This window comes from Pseudomonas putida (assembly GCF_002741075.1).
In the GTDB taxonomy this organism is placed as follows: domain Bacteria; phylum Pseudomonadota; class Gammaproteobacteria; order Pseudomonadales; family Pseudomonadaceae; genus Aquipseudomonas; species Aquipseudomonas putida_T.
Map to the genome: position 1 here is coordinate 620,699 of NZ_CP016634.1, position 20,931 is coordinate 641,629.

At 65.3% G+C, this 20,931-nt stretch carries 16 protein-coding genes; 8 read left to right on the forward strand and 8 right to left on the reverse strand.

The annotated features are described in order from the left end of the window. Nucleotides 1–3: 3 nt before the first annotated feature. The 8 genes from IEC33019_RS03355 to IEC33019_RS03390 all read left to right on the forward strand — a co-directional run bounded on the left by IEC33019_RS03355 (nucleotide 4) and on the right by IEC33019_RS03390 (nucleotide 9,296). Nucleotides 4–264 carry a YeaC family protein gene (locus tag IEC33019_RS03355; protein ID WP_043206786.1) on the forward strand — a complete coding sequence of 87 codons (261 nt, stop codon included), beginning with the start codon at nucleotides 4–6 and terminating at the stop codon, nucleotides 262–264. Next, entirely contained in the window at nucleotides 261–1,091 is an 831-nt protein-coding gene (locus IEC33019_RS03360; protein WP_070092540.1) for a DUF2797 domain-containing protein, read from the forward strand. The genes IEC33019_RS03355 and IEC33019_RS03360 overlap by 4 nt, the downstream gene beginning before the upstream one ends. Before the next feature lie 13 nt (nucleotides 1,092–1,104). Continuing rightward, nucleotides 1,105–3,762 (forward strand): aminopeptidase N, encoded by a 2,658-nt coding sequence (gene pepN, locus IEC33019_RS03365; protein ID WP_070092539.1) that lies wholly within the window; start codon nucleotides 1,105–1,107, stop codon nucleotides 3,760–3,762. A 316-nt stretch (nucleotides 3,763–4,078) separates the two neighbouring features. After that, on the forward strand, nucleotides 4,079–5,107 hold the full coding sequence (locus IEC33019_RS03370; protein WP_070092538.1) for a WD40/YVTN/BNR-like repeat-containing protein: 1,029 nt from the start codon (nucleotides 4,079–4,081) through the stop codon (nucleotides 5,105–5,107). Continuing rightward, nucleotides 5,104–7,506 carry an efflux RND transporter permease subunit gene (locus IEC33019_RS03375; protein WP_070092537.1) on the forward strand — a complete coding sequence of 801 codons (2,403 nt, stop codon included), beginning with the start codon at nucleotides 5,104–5,106 and terminating at the stop codon, nucleotides 7,504–7,506. The genes IEC33019_RS03370 and IEC33019_RS03375 overlap by 4 nt, the downstream gene beginning before the upstream one ends. Before the next feature lie 103 nt (nucleotides 7,507–7,609). Then, complete coding sequence (locus IEC33019_RS03380; RefSeq protein WP_070092536.1) at nucleotides 7,610–7,897, forward strand: DUF5629 family protein; 288 nt, start codon at nucleotides 7,610–7,612, stop codon at nucleotides 7,895–7,897. Continuing rightward, nucleotides 7,857–8,993, forward strand: a complete 1,137-nt coding sequence (locus IEC33019_RS03385) for a lactonase family protein (RefSeq protein ID WP_212632837.1) — start codon at nucleotides 7,857–7,859, stop codon at nucleotides 8,991–8,993. Before IEC33019_RS03380 ends, IEC33019_RS03385 begins: the two co-directional genes overlap by 41 nt. Before the next feature lie 123 nt (nucleotides 8,994–9,116). Next, nucleotides 9,117–9,296, forward strand: a complete 180-nt coding sequence (locus tag IEC33019_RS03390; RefSeq protein WP_070092534.1) for a hypothetical protein — start codon at nucleotides 9,117–9,119, stop codon at nucleotides 9,294–9,296. Between the two features lie 270 nt (nucleotides 9,297–9,566). On the opposite strand, the gene IEC33019_RS03395 is transcribed toward IEC33019_RS03390, so the two are convergent. Genes IEC33019_RS03395 through IEC33019_RS03430 form a run of 8 tightly spaced genes read right to left on the reverse strand, consistent with a single transcriptional unit; the run spans nucleotide 9,567 to nucleotide 20,929 of the window. Next, a complete protein-coding gene (locus IEC33019_RS03395; protein WP_070092533.1) occupies nucleotides 9,567–10,160 on the reverse strand; it encodes a glutathione S-transferase in 594 nt (197 codons plus the stop codon). Beyond that, nucleotides 10,157–13,801: an AAA family ATPase gene (locus tag IEC33019_RS03400; RefSeq protein ID WP_099593041.1), complete on the reverse strand. Its 3,645-nt coding sequence runs from the start codon at nucleotides 13,799–13,801 to the stop codon at nucleotides 10,157–10,159. The genes IEC33019_RS03395 and IEC33019_RS03400 overlap by 4 nt, the downstream gene beginning before the upstream one ends. After that, a complete protein-coding gene (locus tag IEC33019_RS03405) occupies nucleotides 13,798–15,036 on the reverse strand; it encodes an exonuclease SbcCD subunit D C-terminal domain-containing protein (RefSeq protein ID WP_070092531.1) in 1,239 nt (412 codons plus the stop codon). The genes IEC33019_RS03400 and IEC33019_RS03405 overlap by 4 nt, the downstream gene beginning before the upstream one ends. 51 nt (nucleotides 15,037–15,087) lie before the next feature. Then, on the reverse strand, nucleotides 15,088–16,713 hold the full coding sequence (locus IEC33019_RS03410; protein ID WP_070092530.1) for a BatD family protein: 1,626 nt from the start codon (nucleotides 16,711–16,713) through the stop codon (nucleotides 15,088–15,090). Then, the gene (locus IEC33019_RS03415) at nucleotides 16,710–18,428 is read right to left on the reverse strand and encodes a vWA domain-containing protein (protein ID WP_070092529.1); all 1,719 of its coding nucleotides are present in this window, start codon (nucleotides 18,426–18,428) and stop codon (nucleotides 16,710–16,712) included. Before IEC33019_RS03415 ends, IEC33019_RS03410 begins: the two co-directional genes overlap by 4 nt. Further along, nucleotides 18,425–19,501 (reverse strand): vWA domain-containing protein, encoded by a 1,077-nt coding sequence (locus tag IEC33019_RS03420; protein WP_070092528.1) that lies wholly within the window; start codon nucleotides 19,499–19,501, stop codon nucleotides 18,425–18,427. The genes IEC33019_RS03415 and IEC33019_RS03420 overlap by 4 nt, the downstream gene beginning before the upstream one ends. Next, the gene (locus tag IEC33019_RS03425) at nucleotides 19,494–19,988 is read right to left on the reverse strand and encodes a DUF4381 domain-containing protein (RefSeq protein WP_070092527.1); all 495 of its coding nucleotides are present in this window, start codon (nucleotides 19,986–19,988) and stop codon (nucleotides 19,494–19,496) included. Before IEC33019_RS03425 ends, IEC33019_RS03420 begins: the two co-directional genes overlap by 8 nt. Further along, complete coding sequence (locus IEC33019_RS03430) at nucleotides 19,985–20,929, reverse strand: DUF58 domain-containing protein (RefSeq protein ID WP_070092526.1); 945 nt, start codon at nucleotides 20,927–20,929, stop codon at nucleotides 19,985–19,987. Before IEC33019_RS03430 ends, IEC33019_RS03425 begins: the two co-directional genes overlap by 4 nt. Between the last annotated feature and the right edge of the window lie 2 nt (nucleotides 20,930–20,931).

Consider the following 20,931-nt stretch of genomic DNA (forward strand, 5'->3'; position numbering starts at 1 on the left):
GTTATGTCCACCTTTGCGCAAATGATCGAAAACATCACCCCCGAGATCTACGAGAGCCTGAAGCTGGCCGTGGAAATCGGCAAATGGGCTGACGGCCGCAAGCTGACCCCGGAGCAGAAGGCCTTGTCCCTGCAGGCGGTGATCGCCTGGGAGATGAAGAACCTGCCCGAGGAGCAGCGCACCGGCTACATGGGCCCACAGGAGTGCGCGTCGAAATCGGCACCGGTCCCCAACATTCTGTTCAAGTCGGACTCGGTACATTGATCGAACTCGCTCGTGGCTCTCTGAGCAAGATGGCGGTGCGCCTGGAAGCACCGGTTGTCCAATACGCCTTTCGCCTGGGTGAGGAGCAGGTGCCGGTCAATCCGCTGATCGGCAAGACCTTGCGCCTGGAGTACCTCGGCGCCATCCACTGCACCCATTGCGGCAAGCGCACCAAGACCAGCTTCAGCCAGGGTTACTGCTACCCGTGCATGACCAAGCTGGCCCAGTGCGATGTCTGCATCATGGCCCCGGAAAAATGCCATTACGACGCCGGTACCTGCCGCGAGCCGTCGTGGGGCGAGCAGTTCTGCATGACCGACCACGTGGTGTACCTGGCCAACTCCTCGGGCATCAAGGTCGGCATCACCCGCGCCACCCAGCTGCCCACCCGCTGGCTCGACCAGGGGGCCAGCCAGGCCTTGCCGATCCTGCGCGTGGCCACCCGGCAACAGTCCGGCCTGGTCGAGGACTTGCTACGCAGTCAGGTTCCGGATCGCACCAACTGGCGCGCGCTGCTCAAGGGCGACGCCGAGGTGCTCGACCTGCCGGCCATCCGCGAACAGATCTTCGACGCCTGCGCCGATGGGCTGCGGGGCTTGCAGGAGCGCTTTGGCCTGCAGGCGATCCAGCCGCTGGCCGATGCCGAAGTGGTCCAGATGCGCTACCCGGTCGAGGCCTACCCGAAAAAGATCGTCAGCTTCAACCTGGACAAGGACCCCGTGGCCGAAGGCACGCTGTTGGGCATCAAGGGCCAGTACCTGATCTTCGACACCGGCGTGATCAACATTCGCAAGTACACGGCCTACCAATTGGCCGTGCACCAGTAAAAGGACCAGCACGATGCGTACCGAACAACCGCAAGTGATCTACCTCAAGGATTACCAGGCGCCCGAGTACCTGATCGACGAGACGCACCTGACGTTCGAGTTGTTCGAGGATCACAGCCTGGTCCATGCGCAGTTGGTCATGCGCCGCAACCCGGCCCGGGGCGCCGGCCTGCCGCCGCTGGTGCTCGATGGCCAGCAGCTGGAACTGCTGAGCGTGCAGTTGGATGACCAGGCGCTGGCCGCCGACGACTACCAGCTCGACGACGACAGCCTGACCGTGCAGCCCAAGGCCGAGCGGTTCACCCTCGACACCAGCGTGAAGATCCATCCCGAGAGCAACACCGCGCTCGAAGGCCTGTACAAGTCCGGCAAGATGTTCTGCACCCAGTGCGAGGCCGAGGGGTTTCGCAAGATCACCTACTACCTAGACCGCCCGGATGTGATGAGCACCTTCACCACCACGGTGATCGCCGAACAGCATCGCTACCCGGTGCTGCTGAGCAACGGCAACCCGATCGGCAGCGGTCCAGCCGAAGACGGCCGTCACTGGGCGACCTGGGAAGACCCGTTCATGAAGCCGGCCTACCTGTTCGCCCTGGTTGCCGGTGACCTTTGGTGTGTCGAGGACACCTTCACCCGCCAGTCTGGCCGTGATGTGACCCTGCGGATCTACGTGGAGCCGGAGAACATCGACAAGTGCGACCACGCCATGGTCAGCCTGAAGAAGTCCATGCGCTGGGATGAGGAAGTCTACGGCCGAGAGTACGACCTGGACATCTTCATGATCGTCGCGGTCAACGACTTCAACATGGGCGCCATGGAAAACAAGGGCCTGAACATCTTCAACTCCAGCTGTGTGCTGGCGCGTGCCGAAACGGCCACCGACGCCGCTCATCAGCGCGTCGAAGGCGTGGTGGCCCACGAATACTTCCACAATTGGTCGGGCAACCGCGTCACCTGCCGCGACTGGTTCCAGCTGTCGCTCAAGGAAGGCTTCACCGTATTCCGCGACGCCGAGTTCAGTGCCGACATGAACTCGCGCACCGTCAAGCGCATCGAGGACGTGGCCTACCTGCGCACGCACCAGTTCGCCGAGGATGCCGGCCCCATGGCCCATCCGGTGCGCCCGGACAGCTTCATCGAGATCTCCAACTTCTACACCCTGACCGTGTACGAGAAGGGCGCCGAAGTCGTGCGCATGGTCCGCACCCTGCTGGGCAGCGAAGGTTTCCGCAAGGGCAGCGACCTGTATTTCGAGCGCCATGATGGCCAGGCCGTGACCTGCGACGACTTCATCAAGGCCATGGAAGACGCCAACGGCGTGGACCTCACCCAGTTCAAGCGTTGGTACAGCCAGGCCGGCACGCCGCGCCTGGAGGTCAGCGAAGCCTATGACGCCGCCGCGCAGACCTACAGCCTGACCTTCCGCCAGAGCTGCCCGCAGACCCCGGACAAAGCCCAGAAGCAACCGTTCGTGATCCCGGTGGAGCTGGGCCTGCTGGACGCCCAGGGCAACGACCTGCCGCTGCGCCTGGCCGGCGAAGCCGCGCCGCAGGGCACCAGCCGTGTGCTGTCGGTGACCGAGGCCGAGCAGACCTTCACCTTCGAAGGCATCGCCGCCAAGCCGCTGCCGTCGCTGCTGCGTGGCTTCAGCGCACCGGTCAAGCTGAGCTTCCCGTACGATGGCGACCAGTTGATGTTCCTCATGCAGCACGACAGCGACGGCTTCAACCGCTGGGAAGCGGGTCAGCAGCTGTCGGTACAGGTGTTGCAGGAGCTGATCGGCCAGCACCAGCGTGGCGAGGCACTCAAGCTCGATCAGCGGCTGATCACGGCCCTGGACACAGTGCTGGGCAACGCGTCGCTCGATGCGGCCATGGTCGCCGAGATGCTGTCGCTGCCAGGTGAGGCCTACCTCACCGAGATCAGCCAGGTGGCCGACGTCGACGCCATCCATGCTGCCCGCGAGTTCGCCCGCAAACAGATCGCCGAACAGCTGTTCGACGCGCTGTGGGCGCGTTACCAGGCCAACCGCGAAGTTTCCGGCAAGACCGCCTACGTCGCCGAGGCCGAGCACTTCGCCCGTCGCAGCCTGCAGAACATCGCGCTGTCCTACCTGATGCTCACTGGCAAGCCGCAAGTGCTGGAGGCGACCCTGGAGCAGTTCGAGCAGTGCGACAACATGACCGAGCGTCTCACCGCCCTGGCCGTGTTGGTCAACTCGCCGTTCGAGGCCGAGCGCGCCAAGGCCCTGGACGCCTTCGCCGAGCACTTCAAGGACAACCCGTTGGTCATGGACCAGTGGTTCAGCGTGCAAGCCGCCAGCACCCTGCCGGGCGGCCTGGCGCGGGTCAAGGCGCTCATGCAACACCCGGCGTTCACCCTGAAGAACCCCAACAAGGTGCGTGCACTGGTCGGCGCCTTTGCCGGGCAGAACCTGGTGAACTTCCATGCTGCCGACGGTTCCGGCTATCGCTTCCTGGCGGACCTGGTAATCGAACTCAACGCCCTCAACCCACAGATCGCTTCGCGCCAGTTGGCGCCGCTGACCCGCTGGCGCAAGTACGACGATGCGCGCCAGGCACTGATGCGTGGCGAGCTGCAGCGCATCCTGGCTTCCGGGGCGCTGTCCAGCGATGTGTATGAAGTGGTGAGCAAGAGCCTGGCCTGAGCCGAGGCGGTTCACAGCCCCTGACGGGGCAACCGCCTTGTTTTTTGTGTTGCCTGCAATGGCCAATTTGCGGGTAAATCGGAGCGCCGAACCACCGCTGCGATTTGCCCGCGAAGACAGCACCGCGTCCCCTGGCAAGGGCCTCGCCCTTGTCCGTCATGTTCTAGTGCTTAACAAAACATAACGTCCCGCTCGTTGTTTTCCCGCCGACATCCCCGATAGGATGGCCCCAAAGCTATTGCGGTGCTCTGGAACAGGCTTTTCGCAGCACCCGCCAATGGCCTTACCCACTACAAGAACACAAAAGGGGGCGGTCATGAGAGACCGGACAAGCGTGCGTGCGCGGCGTGGTGCATGGCCACTGGCGGCCAGTATGTGGCTGGCGCTGGCCATGGCGACAGGAGCAGGTAGCGCGCAGGCTGCCGCTGCCGAGGAATACTCGGTGGAATCGGCCAGGGCCAGCCAGAGCCTGCTGATCGATGCCGTCACGCTCGGTAACCGGCTGGTGGTGGTCGGCGACCGTGGCCATATCCTGTTCTCCGACGACCAGGGCAAGACCTGGACCCAGGCCCGGGTGCCCACTCGGCAACTGCTCACGGCCGTGTTCTTCCTCGACAACAAACGCGGCTGGGCCGTCGGCCATGATGCCCAGGTACTGACCACCAACGATGGCGGCGCCACCTGGAGCAAGCAGTTCGAGGACCTTTCGCGCGAAGCGCCACTGCTCGATGTGACCTTCCTCGACGCCCAGCACGGTTTTGCCGTGGGTGCCTATGGCGCCCTGATCGAGACCACCGATGGCGGCCAGCACTGGCAGGACATCGCTGAGCGCCTGGACAACCCCGATCAGTTGCACCTCAACGCCATTGCCTCGATCAAGGGCGCTGGCCTGTTCATCGTCGGCGAGCAGGGCAGCATGTTCCGCTCCAGCGACAACGGCCAGAGCTGGTCGCGCGTCGAAGGCCCCTACGAGGGGTCGTTGTTCGGCGTGATCGGTACCGCCCAGCCCCGCACACTGCTCGCCTATGGCCTGCGCGGCAACCTGTTCCGCTCCACCGATTTCGGTGAGTCCTGGCAGCCGATCGCGCTCAAGGCCGCCCGCGGCTCGCTGGAGTTCGGCCTGGCAAGCGCCACCCTGCTCGACGATGGCAGCCTGGTCCTGGTAGGCAACGGCGGCACGGTGCTGCGCAGCCACGATGACGGCCAGAGCTTCACGGTCTACAACCGCGCCGACCGTCTGGCGCTGTCAGCCGCCACGGGGCTTGCCAACGGCGGCCTGCTGCTGGTGGGCCAAGGTGGTGTGCACCTGGCCACCGCCAAAGGCGCAGAGGAGGAACAGCGATGACCCGTCGGGAGAATTTCGACATGCACCAGCAGCATCATCAGGACAAAGCGACCCTGCTCGAACGGCTGATCTTCAACAACCGGCCGGTGGTCATCGCCCTGTGCCTGCTGGTGAGCATTTTCCTGTTCTGGCAGGCCACGCAGATCCGCCCGTCCACCAGTTTCGAAAAGATGATCCCGCTGCAGCACCCGTTCATCGAACAGATGCTCGAACACCGCAATGACCTGGCCAACCTCGGCAATACCGTGCGCATCTCGGTGGAGGCGGTCAACGGCGATATCTTCGACAAGGCCTACATGGAGACCCTGCGCCAGATCCACGACGAGGTCTTCTACATTCCTGGCGTCGACCGGGCCGGGCTCAAGTCGCTGTGGAGCCCGAGCGTGCGCTGGACCGAAGTGACCGAGGATGGCTTCGCCGGCGGCGAGGTGATCCCCAACACCTACAACGGCTCGGCCGAAAGCCTCGATGAGCTGCGCGACAACGTGCTCAAGTCCGGCCAGGTCGGGCGTTTGGTGGCCAACAACTTCAAGTCCAGCATCGTCGACGTGCCCTTGATGGAGAGCTACCCAGACCCGCAGGACCAGAGCAAGCAGGTCAAGCTGGACTACCAGCAGTTCTCCCATCAACTGGAAGAGAAGATCCGCGACAAGTTCCAGGCCCAGAACCCCAATGTGAAGGTGCACATCGTCGGCTTCGCCAAGAAGGTCGGTGACCTGATCGATGGCTTGGTGATGGTGGTGATGTTCTTCGGTGTGGCCCTGGCCATCACCTGGGCGCTGTTGTACTGGTTCACCTGGTGCATCCGCAGCACCATCGCCGTGCTCATCACCACCTTGGTGGCGGTGGTCTGGCAGTTGGGGTTGATGCACGCGGTCGGTTTCGGGCTGGATCCGTATTCGATGCTGGTGCCGTTCTTGATCTTCGCCATCGGCATCTCCCACGGGGTGCAGAAAATCAACGGTATCGCGTTGCAGTCGAGCGGTGCCGACAATGCCCTGACCGCCGCACGGCGCACCTTCCGACAACTGTTCCTGCCGGGCATGATCGCCATCCTGGCCGACGCGGTGGGCTTCATCACTTTGCTGGTGATCGACATCGGGGTGATCCGCGAGCTTGCCATTGGTGCGTCGATCGGCGTGGCGGTGATCGTCTTCACCAACCTGATCCTGTTGCCGGTAGCGATTTCCTACGTGGGTATCAGCCAGAAAGCCATCGCCCGCAGCAAGAAGGACGCAACCCGCGAACACCCGTTCTGGCGCCTGCTGGCCAACTTCGCCAGCCCCAAGGTGGCGCCAGTGTCCATCGCCCTGGCCCTGGCGGCCTTTGCCGGTGGCCTGTGGTACAGCCAGAACCTGAAGATCGGCGACCTCGATCAGGGTGCGCCGGAACTGCGTCCTGACTCACGCTACAACCAGGACAACAACTTCATCATCAGCAACTACTCCACCAGTTCCGACGTCTTGGTGATCATGGTCAAGACGCCGGCCGAGAGCTGCTCGATCCATTCGACCATGGCGCCGATCGACGAGCTGATGTGGACCATGGAAAACACGCCCGGCGTGCAGTCGGCGATTTCCCTGGTGACTGTGTCCAAGCAGGTGATCAAGGGCATGAACGAGGGCAGCCTGAAGTGGGAGACCCTGTCGCGCAACCCGGACGTGCTCAACAACTCCATCGCCCGCGCCGATGGCCTGTACAACACCGACTGCTCCCTTGCGCCGGTGCTGGTATTCCTCAACGACCACAAGGCCGAGACGCTGGAGCGGGTCACCGCGGCGGCCCAGGCGTTTGCCGACAGCCATGACAAAGAGGGTCTGCAGTTCCTCCTGGCGGCCGGCAACGCGGGCATCGAGGCGGCCACCAACGAGGTGATCAAGTCGGCCGAACTGACCATCCTGGTGCTGGTGTACTTGTGTGTGGCGGTGATGTGCCTGATCACCTTCCGCTCGTTCGCCGCGACCCTGTGCATCGTCCTGCCGCTGGTGCTCACCTCGGTGCTGGGCAACGCCCTGATGGCCTTCATGGGCATCGGCGTGAAGGTCGCCACCCTGCCGGTGGTGGCCCTGGGCGTGGGGATCGGCGTGGACTACGGCATCTATATCTACAGCCGGTTGGAGAGCTTCTTGCGGGCGGGGCTGCCGCTGCAGGAGGCTTATTACGAAACCCTGCGCTCCACCGGCAAGGCGGTGCTGTTCACTGGCCTGTGCCTGGCCATCGGGGTGTGCACCTGGATCTTCTCGGCGATCAAGTTCCAGGCCGACATGGGCCTGATGCTGACCTTCATGCTGCTGTGGAACATGTTCGGTGCGCTGTGGCTGCTGCCGGCGTTGGCGCGGTTCCTGATTCGTCCGCAGAAGCTGGCGGGCAAGGCGGGCGGGTCGATCTTCGCGCATTGATCCTGAGGGGGCCGCTTTGCGGCCCTTCGCAGGCTTCGCTCGTTCCCACAGGTGCCGCGTCGCCGAGGCTATAATGCCTGTCCATTTCTTTGCGGACCTTCCCATGACCACCCTTGCCAATGCCCTCGAATCTTGCGACATGCTGCTGATCGACGGGCTGCATGCCTTCGATTTCACCTTCGACGCCGATGGCCTTTCGGTCGAATGCATGGATGGCCGTCAACTGCGCCGCTGGCGCTTCACGCCCGAGCAGGTTGCCGCCGCGGTTGCCGAGGGCGATCAGTGGCAGCTCAACGATGCCGAAGGCGAGCATCGGCTAGTCTGTATGGATGCCTTGCGCGCCTCGGAAGATGACGAAGATGAAGACTTGGAAGAGCCTGCTGATCGCTAGTCTCATGGGTCTGACGTTCACCGCCCAGGCGGGCGTGCTGTTGGTCGGCAGCTACACCGACGGCACCAGTCAGGGCATCTACCGCTACCGCTTCGATACCCGCAGCGGCCAGATCGACGCCAAGCCCCGGCAGGTGGTCAAGAGCGTGAGCCCGTCATGGCTGGTGCTCTCGGCTGACCAGCGGCTGTTGTTCGCGGTCAACGAAACGCCCCAGGGCCACGTGAGCAGTTTTTCGTTGGGCACCCAGGGCGAGATCAAGCCCCTCAACCAGGTGGCCAGCCGTGGCGACGAGCCGACTCACGCCAGCCTCAGCCATGACCAGCGCTACCTGTTCATCGCCAACTACGCCGTTGCGCCGGTGCCGGGCGGTAGCCTGGTGGTGATCCCGGTGGCACGGGACGGCAAGCTCAAGGACGTGGTCCAGCAACTGCGTCATACCCCAAGCAAGGTCAACCCCGAGCGCCAGGCCGGTGCCCACGTGCACTCGGTGGTGCTTTCGCCTGACGGGCGCCACCTGTATGCCAGCGACCTGGGCGCCGACAAGGTGTTCATCTATCGCTATGACGGCGCCAGCCCTGAGCACCCGTTGAGCCCGGCGATTCCCGCCTCGGTGACGTTGCCTGCCGGCAGTGGCCCACGTCATCTGTTGTTCGACGCCAAGGGCCGGCACGCCTACCTGACCCTGGAAATGAGCGGCGAGGTAGTGAAGTTCGACGTGCAGGACGGCAATCTGGTCGAACGCCAGCGCCTGCCCCTGACCGAACAGCAGGACGCTGCGGCGAAAGCCTCTGGCGGACTGCATCTGTCGGCCGACGGGCGTTTCCTGTATGTCAGCAATCGCGGCACTGCCAATGAGATCGTGGTATATGCGGTGGGCAAGGATGACGGCCAGCTGACCTTGTTGCAGCGCCGGTCGGTGGAGGGGGATCACCCCCGGGAGTTCACCCTCGATCCGAGTGGCAACTTCTTGCTGGTGGCCAACCAGAAGAGCAATCAGATCGTGGTCATGCGCCGTGACCCACGAAGCGGCAAGCTCGGCGAGACCGTGCAGACCTTGCCGCAGGACGCGCCGTCGGACCTCAAGTTTCTCGAGTGACTATCAATCGGCGTGATAATCGCTACTGGCGCAATGAATTTCTGCAGGCCTGCCTGGCGGCGTAAGTTTGATCCAAGGCCAACAACGGCCACCGTCAAACCACCGAAGTCGAGGACTGCCCGCATGAACTTCAATCTCTTCCCGGTCATTGCCGCTTCTGCCATTTCCGCCTCTGTCGTCCTGCCGGCCCATGCCCAGGTAGAGGTGCGCGGCAAATCGTCCGTCACCCACAGCTATACCGAAAAGTACCTGCAGCAAAGCGCGCATTTCCACGCAGCCCTCGGCGGCAAGCACGCACATTGATTGCAGGAAAGAGTGGTGGTAGCACAACGCCATATGTTTAAATTTGACGCTGTATTTTTGACTCCGGGGGTGGAGCATGATGTGGCGTATCGCGGCGGTAGTGCTGTTGCTGTTCTCTTCGCCGATCCTGGCGATCTAAAAAGGCACGAACGATGGTCTGTTGTTGCACTGGCCTATTCGCGGGTGAACCCGCTCCCACAGGCTCTTCGGCGCTATCAAGCACTGTGGGGACGGGTTTGCTGCGAATGGACAGCATGCAGACAGAGGAAATCAGCGGGCCATGATGGCCTTGAACAGGTCTGATTCCAGCCAGCCCTGCAACCAGCTGCGTACCCGCGGGTAGGGCGCCTCGGCGAACCAGTGCGGTTCGACCCCGGCGAACTGGCGCATCAAGGGCAGCAGCGCGGCATCGGCCAGACTCGGATGCTCGGCGAGCAGGTAGGGACGGCCTTCGAGCAATCCTTCCAGCTCCGCCAGCCAGGGTTCGGCCTGCTGGCGATAGTGCTCGCGCGAATGTTCAGGGTAGCGTTCGGCGTACTTGTACAGATTCACCTGAGCCTTGAATGTCTGGTCGTTGCGCGCGATCAGTTCCAGCGCCTGGGCTGAGGCCGCAGGGTCCGCCTGCAGGCGCCAATCCTGCGGATCGTTCTGCTCCAGGGCCCAACGCATGATATCCAGGCTTTCTTCGAGCACCTGGTCACCGGTATCGAGCACCGGCACCGTGCCCTTGGGCGACAGTGCCAGCAGCTCGGCGGGCTTGTTCTTCATCGCCACTTCGCAGATATCCACCGGGCACCCGGCATAGCGCAGGGCCAGGCGCGCGCGCATGGCCCAGGGGCAACGGCGGAACGAATAGAGCCTCACCCGCACACCTCCACATCGCTCAGGCCATTGCCCTGGCGGCGTACTTGGATCTGTACCGGGATACGCTCGTGCATTTCCTGCACGTGAGAAATCACCGCCACCTTGCGTCCCTGGGCCTGCAGGCCGTCGAGGGCATCCATCGCCAACTGCAGGGACTCCGGGTCCAGGCTGCCGAAGCCCTCATCGATGAACAGCGATTCGATGCGCAGGGTGCTGGAGGCCATGGACGCCAGGCCCAAGGCGAGGGCCAGGGATACCAGGAAGGTCTCGCCACCGGAGAGCGAATGCACCGAGCGCAGCTCGTCGCCCATCTCGGTGTCCTGCACCAGCAGGCCCAGGGCACTGCCGCCGCGCTTGAGGCGATAGCGCTTGGCCAGTTGGCGCAATTGGCTGTTGGCGTGATGCAGCAGCAGGTCCAGGTTGTAGCCCTGGGCGATCTTGCGGAAGACATCGCCCGAGGCCGAGCCGATCAATGCATTCAGACGTGCCCAGCGCTGCCACTGCTGGTAAGCCTGGTCGATCTCGCCGGCCAGTGCCTCGTGCGCCTGCTGGCGACGCTGATCGTCGGCCTGACGGGCGCGCAGTTCGGCGCACTGCTGCTCCTGGCTAGCCAGCGCTTGCTGGAGGGTGGCCAGCGCTTCTTCCAGGGCCTCGGGGGCAACTTCGACGATGGCTTGGGCGGCATGCTGTTGTAAGCGCTGCTCACGTTCCTGCAGCAGCACGCGGCCTTGCTCGATGGCTTTTTCTGCTGTTTGCAGACGCTGGCGCAGTTCGCCGAGCTGGGCATCGTCGATGGCCAGCAGGCGGTCGAGACCGGTGTCGTCCAGTTCGGGATGTGCGCTGCGCCACTGGTCGATCTCGCCCTGCAACTGCTGGCACTCCTGCTCCAGTGTGTGCTGGCGCTCGCGGTTGGCCTTGAGCTCGCCGGCCAATTGCACGCCTTGGGTGCGCAGCGCCTGCAAGCGCTCGGAAATCTCGGCCTCGGTGAGGCGGGCCTGTTCCAGTTGCGCGGTCATATGCTGTTGCCAGGCCTCGGCACTGGGCTGCTCGCCGAGCAGTTCGGCTAGCGTGGCCAGGGCCTGCAGGCGCTGCTCATCCAAGGTGGCGAGTTTGTGCTGAAGCTGCTGTTGGGTGTTCAGGCGCAGTTGCTGCTGGTCGCGCAGTTTCTCCAGTTGAGCCTGGCGGGCCTGCTGTTCTTCCTGTTCGTCCTTGCGTTGGTCGAGCTGCTGGCGGCGCAGGGCGATCTGTTGGTCGAGGCCCAGGAACGCGTTGGCCGGGTCGTCGCGCAGGGCCTGGAGAATGTCCTTGGGCAGCACGCTGGCCAGGTCGTTCAGGCCTTGTTCGAGCTGTTGCTCGTCGGCGGCCAGGGCCTGGTGTTGTTGGTCGAGGTGACGTTGGGCCTGCTGCTGGGCATCGCTGGCAGCCTGCAACTGCTGGTTCAGGCGGGCAGCGTCTTTTTGCAGGGTGAGCAGGGCGCTTTGGCGCTGCTCGTCGCGGTTGATCTCTTCCTCCAGGCGGCGCAGTTGCCCAGCGAGCCAGGCGCTGCGGGCGTTGTCGTCCTGCGGGGCGAGGGCGGGCCACAGGGCATGGGCCTGGAGCTGTTCGACGAGCGGTTGCAGTTGCTCGCCCAGGTGCACCTGTTGCTGCTGGTAGTCCTTGAGCTGGGCGTTGACCACGCCCAGTTGGGTACGCAGCTCCACCAACTGGCTGTTGAGCCCTTCGACCTGTGCGCGGGCGGCGTCTTCTTCGGCCTGGTCATGGCGGCCCAGGCTCTGCAGCAGGGCTTCGGGCTGGTGGAAGGGATGCTCGGCGCTGCCGCAGACCGGGCAGGGCTCGCCGTCGCGCAGTTGCGCGCGTAGCTCCTCGACACTGCTGGTCCGGGCCAGGCGCTGGCGTTCCAGCAGTTGGCGAGTCAGGGCGAGGGCCTGTTCGGCGGCTTCCTGCTCGGCCTTGGCGGCGGTGCCTTGGCCAATCAGTTGCTGGCGTTGCTGCATGGCCTGCTGCTGACGCTCACGCAGGCTGGCGAGGGTCTGACGCAGCTCCTGTTCACGATTATGCAGACGAGACAGGTCTTCGACCGCACGTTGTTGTTTGCGGTTGTCCTGGAGCATGGCGCCCAGCAGGTCGATCTGCTCGGCCAGCGCCTGGGGCTCGGCACCGGCTTCGCGGAACAACAGCTCGAAGCTGTCACGCTGGGCCTGCAATTGGGCATTGGCCTGGCTGACCTGGGCTTGCAGGCCCGGCAGCTCTTCCCGGCCCTTGGTCAGGCGACCGCCCACCAGCATCACTTGCTTGAGCTGAGGCAGGTAGGCCTGCCAGGCATCGGTCAGTCCGGACAGCTGCTCGCTGTGCGCGAGCGCCGCGTCGATCTGCTCCAGAGTTTGCAGGCTGCGCTGCTGGTTTTCTTCCAGTTGCTGCAATTGCTGCTGGCCGTCGGTGACGTCCTGGCCGGCGTGCGCGGCGGCGGTACGCTGGTCGGCCAGCTCTTCAGTCAGGCGCGCGAGGCTGTCTTGGGCGGCGAAGGCCTGGCGCAGGCGGGGGGCGTTTTCGTTGTGCTGGACCTGATGCTGGGCAAGTGCCTGGCGTGCGGCTTCAAGCGCCTGCTCGAATTCGCTCGTGCGGGCCTGCAGTTCGTCTTGCTGGCGTGCTTGTTCAGCGATCACCGCGGCCAGTGGGGTCAACTGTGCGGTCAGTACCTGCTGGCGATGGAACTGGTGGCGCTGCGGCGCCAGGCGCTCCAGACGCTGCAGGTCCAGGCGCTGCTCAGCCAGTTGTTGCCAGTCCTGTTCGGCCGCGTGCAGCGCCTGCTGGGCCTCGGTGTGCTGGGCCTGCAACTGGCGCTGCTCTTGGAGCCAGGTGCGTTGTTGCTCCAGTTGACGCTGGCGCGCCTGGTCGGCCTTGAATTGCTGCTGGGTGTGTTCTAATTGCTGGTCGAGCGCGGCGCGGGCTTCGCCGTCCATGGGCAGCAGATGCTCGGCCTGCTTCTTCAGGTCGTTGTGCCGCTCGCCAGTTTCCCTGGCCTTGATGAAGGCGCGTTGGCCCAGGCGGGTGTAGATGGCGGTGTTGGTGAGCTTTTCCAGCAGCTCGCTGCGTTCTCTGTCGTCGGCCTTGAGGAAGGCCCCGAATTCGCTCTGGGCCAGCATCACCGCACGGGTGAACTGCTCGAAGTTCAGCCCCAGGCGCGCCTCGACCAATTGCTTGTATTCGTTCTTACCGCTGCCCAGCAGTTGCTCGCTGTCCAGGTCGTACAGGCTCTGGCGGCTATGTTGCAGCTTGCCATTGGCTTTTTCGCGGGCGCGGTTGGCTTCCCAGCGGGCGCGGTAGCGGCGCCCGTCGATGCCGACGAAGTCCACCTCGGCATAGCCGCTGCCGGTGCCCCGGCGCAGCAGGTTGCGTGGGTCATAGGTCGGGATCTCGCCGTCGGCGTCCGGCACCTTGGCCTCCCGGCCGATGTCGTCGAGGCGGGGAACTGCGCCGAACAACGCCAGGCACAGGGCATCGAGCAGCGTGCTCTTGCCGGCACCGGTGGGGCCGGTGATGGCGAACAGGCCGGCGCTGGCCAGGGGCTCGGCGGTGAAGTCGATGTCGATCGGGCCTGCCAGGGAGGCAAGGTTCTTCAGGCGAGTGGCAAGGATCTTCATGGTTGCTCCTCCTCCAGCTGGACGTCTTGCAGGAGCAGGGCGAAATCGGCCAGGGCCTGCTCATCCACCGGGTTGCCGTAGGCCTGCTCCCAGGCACGGCTGAACAGATCTTGCGGGGTCAGCTGCGACAGCTCGACGAAGGGCTGCTCGTCATCGTCCTGTCGGTCGCGTCCGGCGTATTCGGCGCTGATGCGCACCAGGCGCACGGCCTTGCCCTCCAAGGCGCTTTCGATTTGCTGGCGCAGGTCTGGCTGCGGCTCGTCCAGGCGTACCCGCACTTCCAGCCAAGGCTGGCGGTTGGGGTCTTCCAGCAGGTCGATCACCGGCAGGTCGGTCAGTTGTTGCAGCAACTCGCCCAGCGGGGCAGGGCCGATGCGTTGCAGGGCCACGGCACGCGGCACTGGGCGAGACTCGACGCTGACCAGCTCGGCGCCGTCGAGCTCGATTTCCAGCACTTGGTGCGGGTAGTTGATTTCAGCGAACGACAGCGGGATCGGCGAGCCGCTGTAGCGGATGCGTTCTTCGCGGTTGACCCGTTGCGGCTTGTGCAGGTGGCCCAGGGCGACATAGCTGATGGCCTTGTCGAACAGCCGCGCCGGCAGGGCCTCGGCGTTGCCGATGATCAGGCTGCGTTCAGAGTCTTCCGAAACCGCGCCACCGGCCATGTGCGCATGGCTGATGGCGACCAGCGCCTGGTCTTTCTTGCGCTTGGCCTGGGCAGCGGCGATCAGTTGCTGATGCACCTGGGTGATGCCTTGCAGATAGTCGTCGCCCAGTTGCGGGCCGGTGACTTCCGCAGGGCGCAGGAATGGCAGGGCCAGGCACCAGGCACAGACCTTGCCCCGGGCGTTGGTCAGCGGGATCAACAGGCGTTCGGCGTCCAGCTGGCCTTCGTCGAGCCAATGCACGCGGCCCAGCGCATGGGTGCGCAGGCGTCGCATCAAGGCGGCCGGCAGTTCGATGCGCGAGCCGGAGTCGTGGTTGCCGGCGATCATCACGATGTCGAGTTTGGGCTGCTGCTCATGGGCCTGGACGATGAAGTCGTAGAGCCGCTCCTGGGCTTTGACCGGCGGGTTGACCGTGTCGAAGATGTCGCCGGCGATCAGCAGGGCGTCGGGTTGGCGCAGGCGCAGTTGGCCGAGCAGCCAGTCGAGGAAGCAGGCGTGTTCGAAATCGCGTTCCTGGCCGTGCAGGCTTTGGCCCAGGTGCCAGTCGGAGGTGTGAAACAGACGCATGGAGAGTTCCGCAAGCATGCAGGCGTGGCACAGGGCGCCACGCGCTGAAGGTTATTTGGGGTAAAGCGGCGGCAGGCTGCCTGTTTCGCCCGAAGGCGTCAGGACCTGCTCGGCCGGTGGGATGGTGCCGATGGCGCGCCACAGCTCGTCGCCTTGCCAGTACTGGCCGCTTTCGCTGTACAAGGCGCCATTGAGCCCATCCAGGGCATCGGACAAGGGTACGAAACGGGCGGCCATCTCGGCCAGGGTTTCCGGTTGCTGGCGCGCCCAGGCATCGAGCGCCTGACGGGTGGCCTGAGGGTCGTTGGCCTGGCAGGCGCGCTTGAGGTCGTCCAGCAGGCTGCGTGGGCTCGGACCGGTCTGGGTGGCGCGCAGCACCGCTGGCTGCGAGCGGGCGCGCCACCACAGGGCGAAGCCCAGCAGGGTGGTCAGGGCCAGCACCAGGGTCGCCAGTTGCCAGGGCCACAGCAGGGCATTGCTGGCGCTGCTGTCGCCGACCGGGGTGTCGGCGCTCAGGGCTGGGTTGTCCTCCACTTGCAGGGTGCGCGCCGGCAGGCTGCTGTGTTCCAGGTGGTCTTCGCGGGTATTCCACCAGGTGATTTCCAGCGCGGGCAAGGCCAGGTCGCCACTGTGGGTCGGGACCAGCGCCTCGCGCTCCTCGCGGTTGGCGGTCATGCCCCGTTCGCTGATTTCATTGCGCAGCACAGGTTGGTCCGGGTAACGGCGCAGGCCGCGGATCTCTGTGGCCGGCAGGGGGGGAAGCTGGGTGCTGGACAGGCCCTCGGCGCGCAAGGTGATGCCGCGGGTCAGGGAGTCGCCGATCTGTGTCTGCTGGCCGCTTGGGTCCGGGCTCCAGTGCTCTTCCAGGGTCAGGCTGCGTGCCGGCAGCCACGGCTGGTCGGTGGGCCAGGCGGCGGGAATCGGTCGTACCTTCAGGTGCAGGGGCAACGAGCTGACCTGGACCTGGCGACCCACGCGCGGGGTGCCGGCCGGTTGCTCGCCATTGTCGGCGGCGGTGGCGGTGAAGGTCAGCGCGGGGAGGTCCAGGGTGCCACTTTGTTGCGGGTAGATCGCATAGCGGGTCTCGATCACGCCGTGGCGTATGCCGTTGATTTCCTTTTCATAGGTGCGCGACTCGCCCAGGGGTTCGACCTTGGCGTTGTCCAGTTGCAGCGGGCTCAGGCTGCTGTCGTCGTACAGCGACACCGAGTGATAGATGCGCAGGGTCAGCACCGCCTGGGCCTGGACGTACACCTCGGGGCTGTCCAGGGTGGCCTCGACGAACACTTGAGAGGCGCCTTCGGGGCGGCTGGCGTCGGCTTGCAAGACTTGCAGCTCGATGGCCTGGCTCTGCGACTGGCCCAATTGCAGCTCAGGGATGCGCAAGCTGCCGCTGCGCTTGGGGAGCAGGGTGATGATCCAGCGAGTACTGGCGCGGGTCTCGCCATCGAGGGTGTGCAGGCTGTTGAGCTGGCGGGTGCCGCGCACTTCGAAATCGCCTTCCAGGGCGCGCAGGTCGGGTTTGCCGAACTGGGTGACGTCCTGGCTTTCCAGGGTCAGCTCCAGGGTTTCGCCGGCCTGCAGGCGAGTGCGGTCGACGCTGGCTTGCAGGATGGGTTGGGCCTGGGCCTGGAGGAGCCACAGCAGGCTGAATAGAAAGACGCCGAGGCGACTCATCGTGGGGTGTCCTGATGCAATTGCTGTTCATACCAGAATTTGCGCCGCAGCAGCTGGGCCGGGTTGTCGGGGATTTCCCGCAACCATTGCTCCAGGGCCTGACGCTGTTCGGCATCCAGGCTGGTGGAGACCGGCCGCTGCGGCGGCTGGGTGGTGCTGTCGTCATCGCCGGGCTGGTCGCTGCCTGGCCCTTGCGTATTATTGGCGTTCTCGCCCTGACCCTGGGCCGACGCCTGCTCGTCGCTGCCAGGCGCGCCTTGGGCTGTGCTGGGCGCCGAGCTGCTGTTGCCCTCGGTTTCATTGCCGGGTGTGCCTTCGGACTCGCTGTCTGCCGGTTGTTCCTCGGCCTTGGCCTGGCGCTGCTGCAACAATTGCTGGACCAAGGCCTGGTTGTCCAGGGCCGGCTGCAGGTCGGGCTGGCGCTCCAGGGCCTGCTCGTAGGCATCCAGCGCGGCCTCCAGTTCGCCGGCACGGGCCAGAGCGTTGCCTCGATTGTAGTGGGCTGCGGCGCTGCTGCCTTGGGCAAAGGCCTTGGCGGCACCTTCGTAGTCACCGGCCTGGTACAGCGCCATGCCGCGCCACTGTGGGTCTTCGAAGCGCCGGGCGGCTTCGGCGGGGTGTTGCTGCTCGAGCAGGCGCTGGCCTTGTTGGTCCGGGCGCAGCCACAGGTCGTTGAATTCGAAGGCCTGGCTCGGTTGCGGCAACGCCAGCAGCAACGGCAGGCAGAACAACCAGCCGCGTCGCCCGGCGCAGGCCGCCAATAGCAGCAAAGGCAGCAGCAACCAGTAACCTTGGTCGGCCCAGCTGTCCAGCTGTAGGGTCTGGCCGTCGGCGCGCAGGGTGCGGGGGTTGTCGAACAGGCCCAGTCCGCGCAGGTCAAGGTCATCGATGCGGGCGTGGCGGTAGCGCCCACCGGTGCTGTTGATGAAGGCCTTGAGGCTGGCGCTGTCCAGGCGTGGTAGCAGGATGCCGCCCTGATTGTCCTTGAGGTATTCGCCATTGGCCTGGCGAACCGGCGCGCCCTCGCTGCTGCCGATGCCGAGCATCAGCAGGCTGGGGCCCTGGCGGCCGAGGGCTTTGAGGATGCCGCTGCGTTCGGCGTCGCTCAGCGAGGAGCCGATCAGCAACAGGCGTCCCTGGCCTAGGCCGCTCTGGGCGAGCAGGGTCAGGCCTTTCTGCACGGCCAGGTCGGCTCGCTGCCCCGGCTGCGGCATGATCGAAGGGTCGACCGCCTCGAGCAGGTTGCGGGTGGTGCCCAGATCGTCCGACAGCGGCACCAGGGTGTGCGCACTGCCGGCATACACCACCAGGGCGGTCTGGCTGTCGCGGCGGTGCTCGAGCAGGTCGAGGATCTTGCGGCGGGCCTGCTCCAGGCGGTTGGGCGTGCTGTCTTCGGCGAGCATCTGTGGTGTCAGTTCGAGCAGGATCACCAGCGGGTCGGCGGGGCGCTGGCGGGTTTCCTCCAGGCGTTGCCAGCTTGGCCCGAGCAAGGCCAGGACCACCAGCAGCCAGGCCAGGCCGAGGGCGATCCACGGCAGTTTGCTGGTCTGGCCTTTGCCGCCGCCGAGCAGCACGGCGTGGAACTGCACGGGCAGGATCAGCTGCCAGCGCCCGGCGCGCTTGCGCCGGTGCCAGAGCTTGAACAGCAGCCAGCCGAGCAGGGGGACCACCAGCAGCCAGAGCGGGCGCAGCCATTGCGGCCAGAGTTCGATCATCGCCGTCTCCTCAGGCGCAGGCGTTTGAGGCGCTGACGCCATTCCGGGTGCGGCTGTAGAAAGCGCGGGCGGCGCAGCAGGCGCTGGAAGAGGTTGTCCGGCCATTGCACGGCAACCACCAGCAGCACGCTCAGGAGCAATGCCACGGCCAGCGGCCAGGCGTACAGGGCTTTGGCAGTGCGCGCCTGGGTGGGTTGCTGGGCCACCGGTTCGAGCTGGTCGAGGGTATCGCCGATCGCGACCAGTTCGGCGCCGTCATGGGCGCGGAAGTAGGCGCCATGGGTCAGCTCGGCGATTTCCTTGAGCGAGGCTTCGTCCAGGTCCAGGCTCGGGTTCAGACCCAGCAGCCCAGGGGTGCCACTGGCTTCGGGGTTGGCACCGATGCCGATGGTGTAGATGCGTACGCCTTCCTGCGCGGCCAGGCGGGCGGCGGTGAGCGGGTGGATCTGACCGCCATTGTTGGCGCCGTCGGTGATCAGCACCAATACCCGGCTCTGCGCCGGACGCTGGCGCAGGCGCTTGACCGCAAGGCCAATGGCATCGCCAATGGCGGTGTTCTTGCCGGCGATGCCGATCTGCGCCTCGTCGAGGAAGGTGCGCACGGTGCGTCGGTCGAAGGTCAGAGGGGCCTGCAGGTAGGCCTCGCTGCCGAACAGGATCAACCCGACCCGATCGCCTTCGCGGTCCTGGAGGAAATCGCCGAGCAGTGCCTTGACCAGGTCCAGGCGGCTGATTTCGTCATGCTTCCACTGCATGTCGGGAAAGTCCATCGAACCGGACACATCCACGGCCACCAGCAGGTCGCGGCCGCTGGCTGCCACCGGCACCGGATCGCCCAGCCATTGCGGGCGGGCGGCGGCCAGTAGCAGGAGCAGCCAGATTGCCACGAAGGGCGCTTGCTGGCGCCAGGTCGGCAGGTTCAGACGGGCACGGCGCCCGGCCAGGCCTTCGAGTTCATCGAGAAAACCCACCTTGAGCACCGGCTCGCCGCTGTCGGCGGCCGGCAGCACCAGCCGCGCGAGCCAAGGCAGCGGTAGCAGCAAGAAGACCCACGGCCAGGCCAGCTCAAACATGCTTGCGAATCCAGGTTTCGACCGCCTGGGCGAGCCCGGCGATGGCCTTGTCGTCGAGCTTGCACTCGGGTTTGTAGGCGCCTTCGACCAGCACCATCCAGCGGGTCAGGCCCGCAGCCGGGCAGCGGTTGTCGAGAAACGCCAGCCACTGACGGCCGTTGAGCGTGTGGCTGTTGGCGCCGGGATAGTGGTTGCGGCACAGGCGTTTGAGCAGCGCGTTGATTTGCTGCAACCAGGCGCCGGCGGGCGCGCCATCGTAGGGGCGGGGCAGGCGGGCCAGTTCGGCCAGTGCTTCCAGGCGGATGGGGTCCAGGGGCAGCTCGGCGCGTACCACCCGGGGTTTGGCTGGACGCCAATGACGCAGCCGCCACAGCCCCCAGCCGAGCAAGGGGAGCAGGGCAAGCAGCACCCACCAGCCTGGCGCAGGCGGCCACAGGCCTATCGCCGGCGGCGCGATCAAGGGTTGCAACTGGTCCAGCGGGTTCATTGACTGCTCCCCGGACGCTGGGCGTTGAGGTACTCGCGCAGTTGCTCGATCATCTCGCTCTGGGTGCTCAAAGGCATCATCAGCACCCGCAGCTTCTGCGCCAGCAGCTCCCAGCGCTCGATGCGCGCTTCGGCCTGCTGGCGGTAGGCTTGGCGCAGGTTGGTATCGAGGGTGTCGAGCTCCAGCTGGGCGCTGCGCTGGGCAAAGCGCAGCAGGCCAGCGGCCGGCAGGGCGTGGTCGAGCGGGTCGGAGACGGGCATCAGCAACAGGTCGCAGTGGCGGGAGAGCATGCTCAGGTGCTGCTCGACCCCGGGGGTCAAGGCGCGTTCGTCGCAGATGATGATGGCCAGGCTGCCGGGGCGCAGCACTTCACGGGCGCGACGCAAGGCCAGGCCCAGGCTGTCGGGCTGGGGCACGGCCTCGGTGTGCAGTGACTGGTTGACCTTGGCCAGGCGATTGAGCAGTTGCAGCAGACTCTGCTTGCTGCGCCGGGGTTTGATCTCATGGTGTTCGTTGTCGCCGAACACCAGGCCGCCGATGCGGTCGTTGTGCCCCAGTGCAGCCCAACCGAACAGAGCTGCGGCCTGGGCCGCCAGGACCGACTTGAACATCAGCCCGGAGCCGAAGAACAGGCGTTGACTCTGTTCGACCAGGATGAAGATTGGCCGCTCGCGCTCTTCATGAAACAGCTTGGTGTGGGGCTCCTGGGTACGTGCGGTGACGCGCCAATCGATGTTGCGCACGTCGTCGCCGGCCTGGTAGACCCGCACCTGGTCGAAGTCCACACCCCGTCCGCGCAGTTTGGAGTGGTGCAGACCCACCAACGGGCTGCGCTGGCCAGGTCGGGAAAACAGCTGGATCTCGCGCACGCGGTGACGCATGTCGATCAATTCGGCAAGGCCGATGCGGATGCCGGGGTCGGCCAGGTGCGCGGTGGGCATGA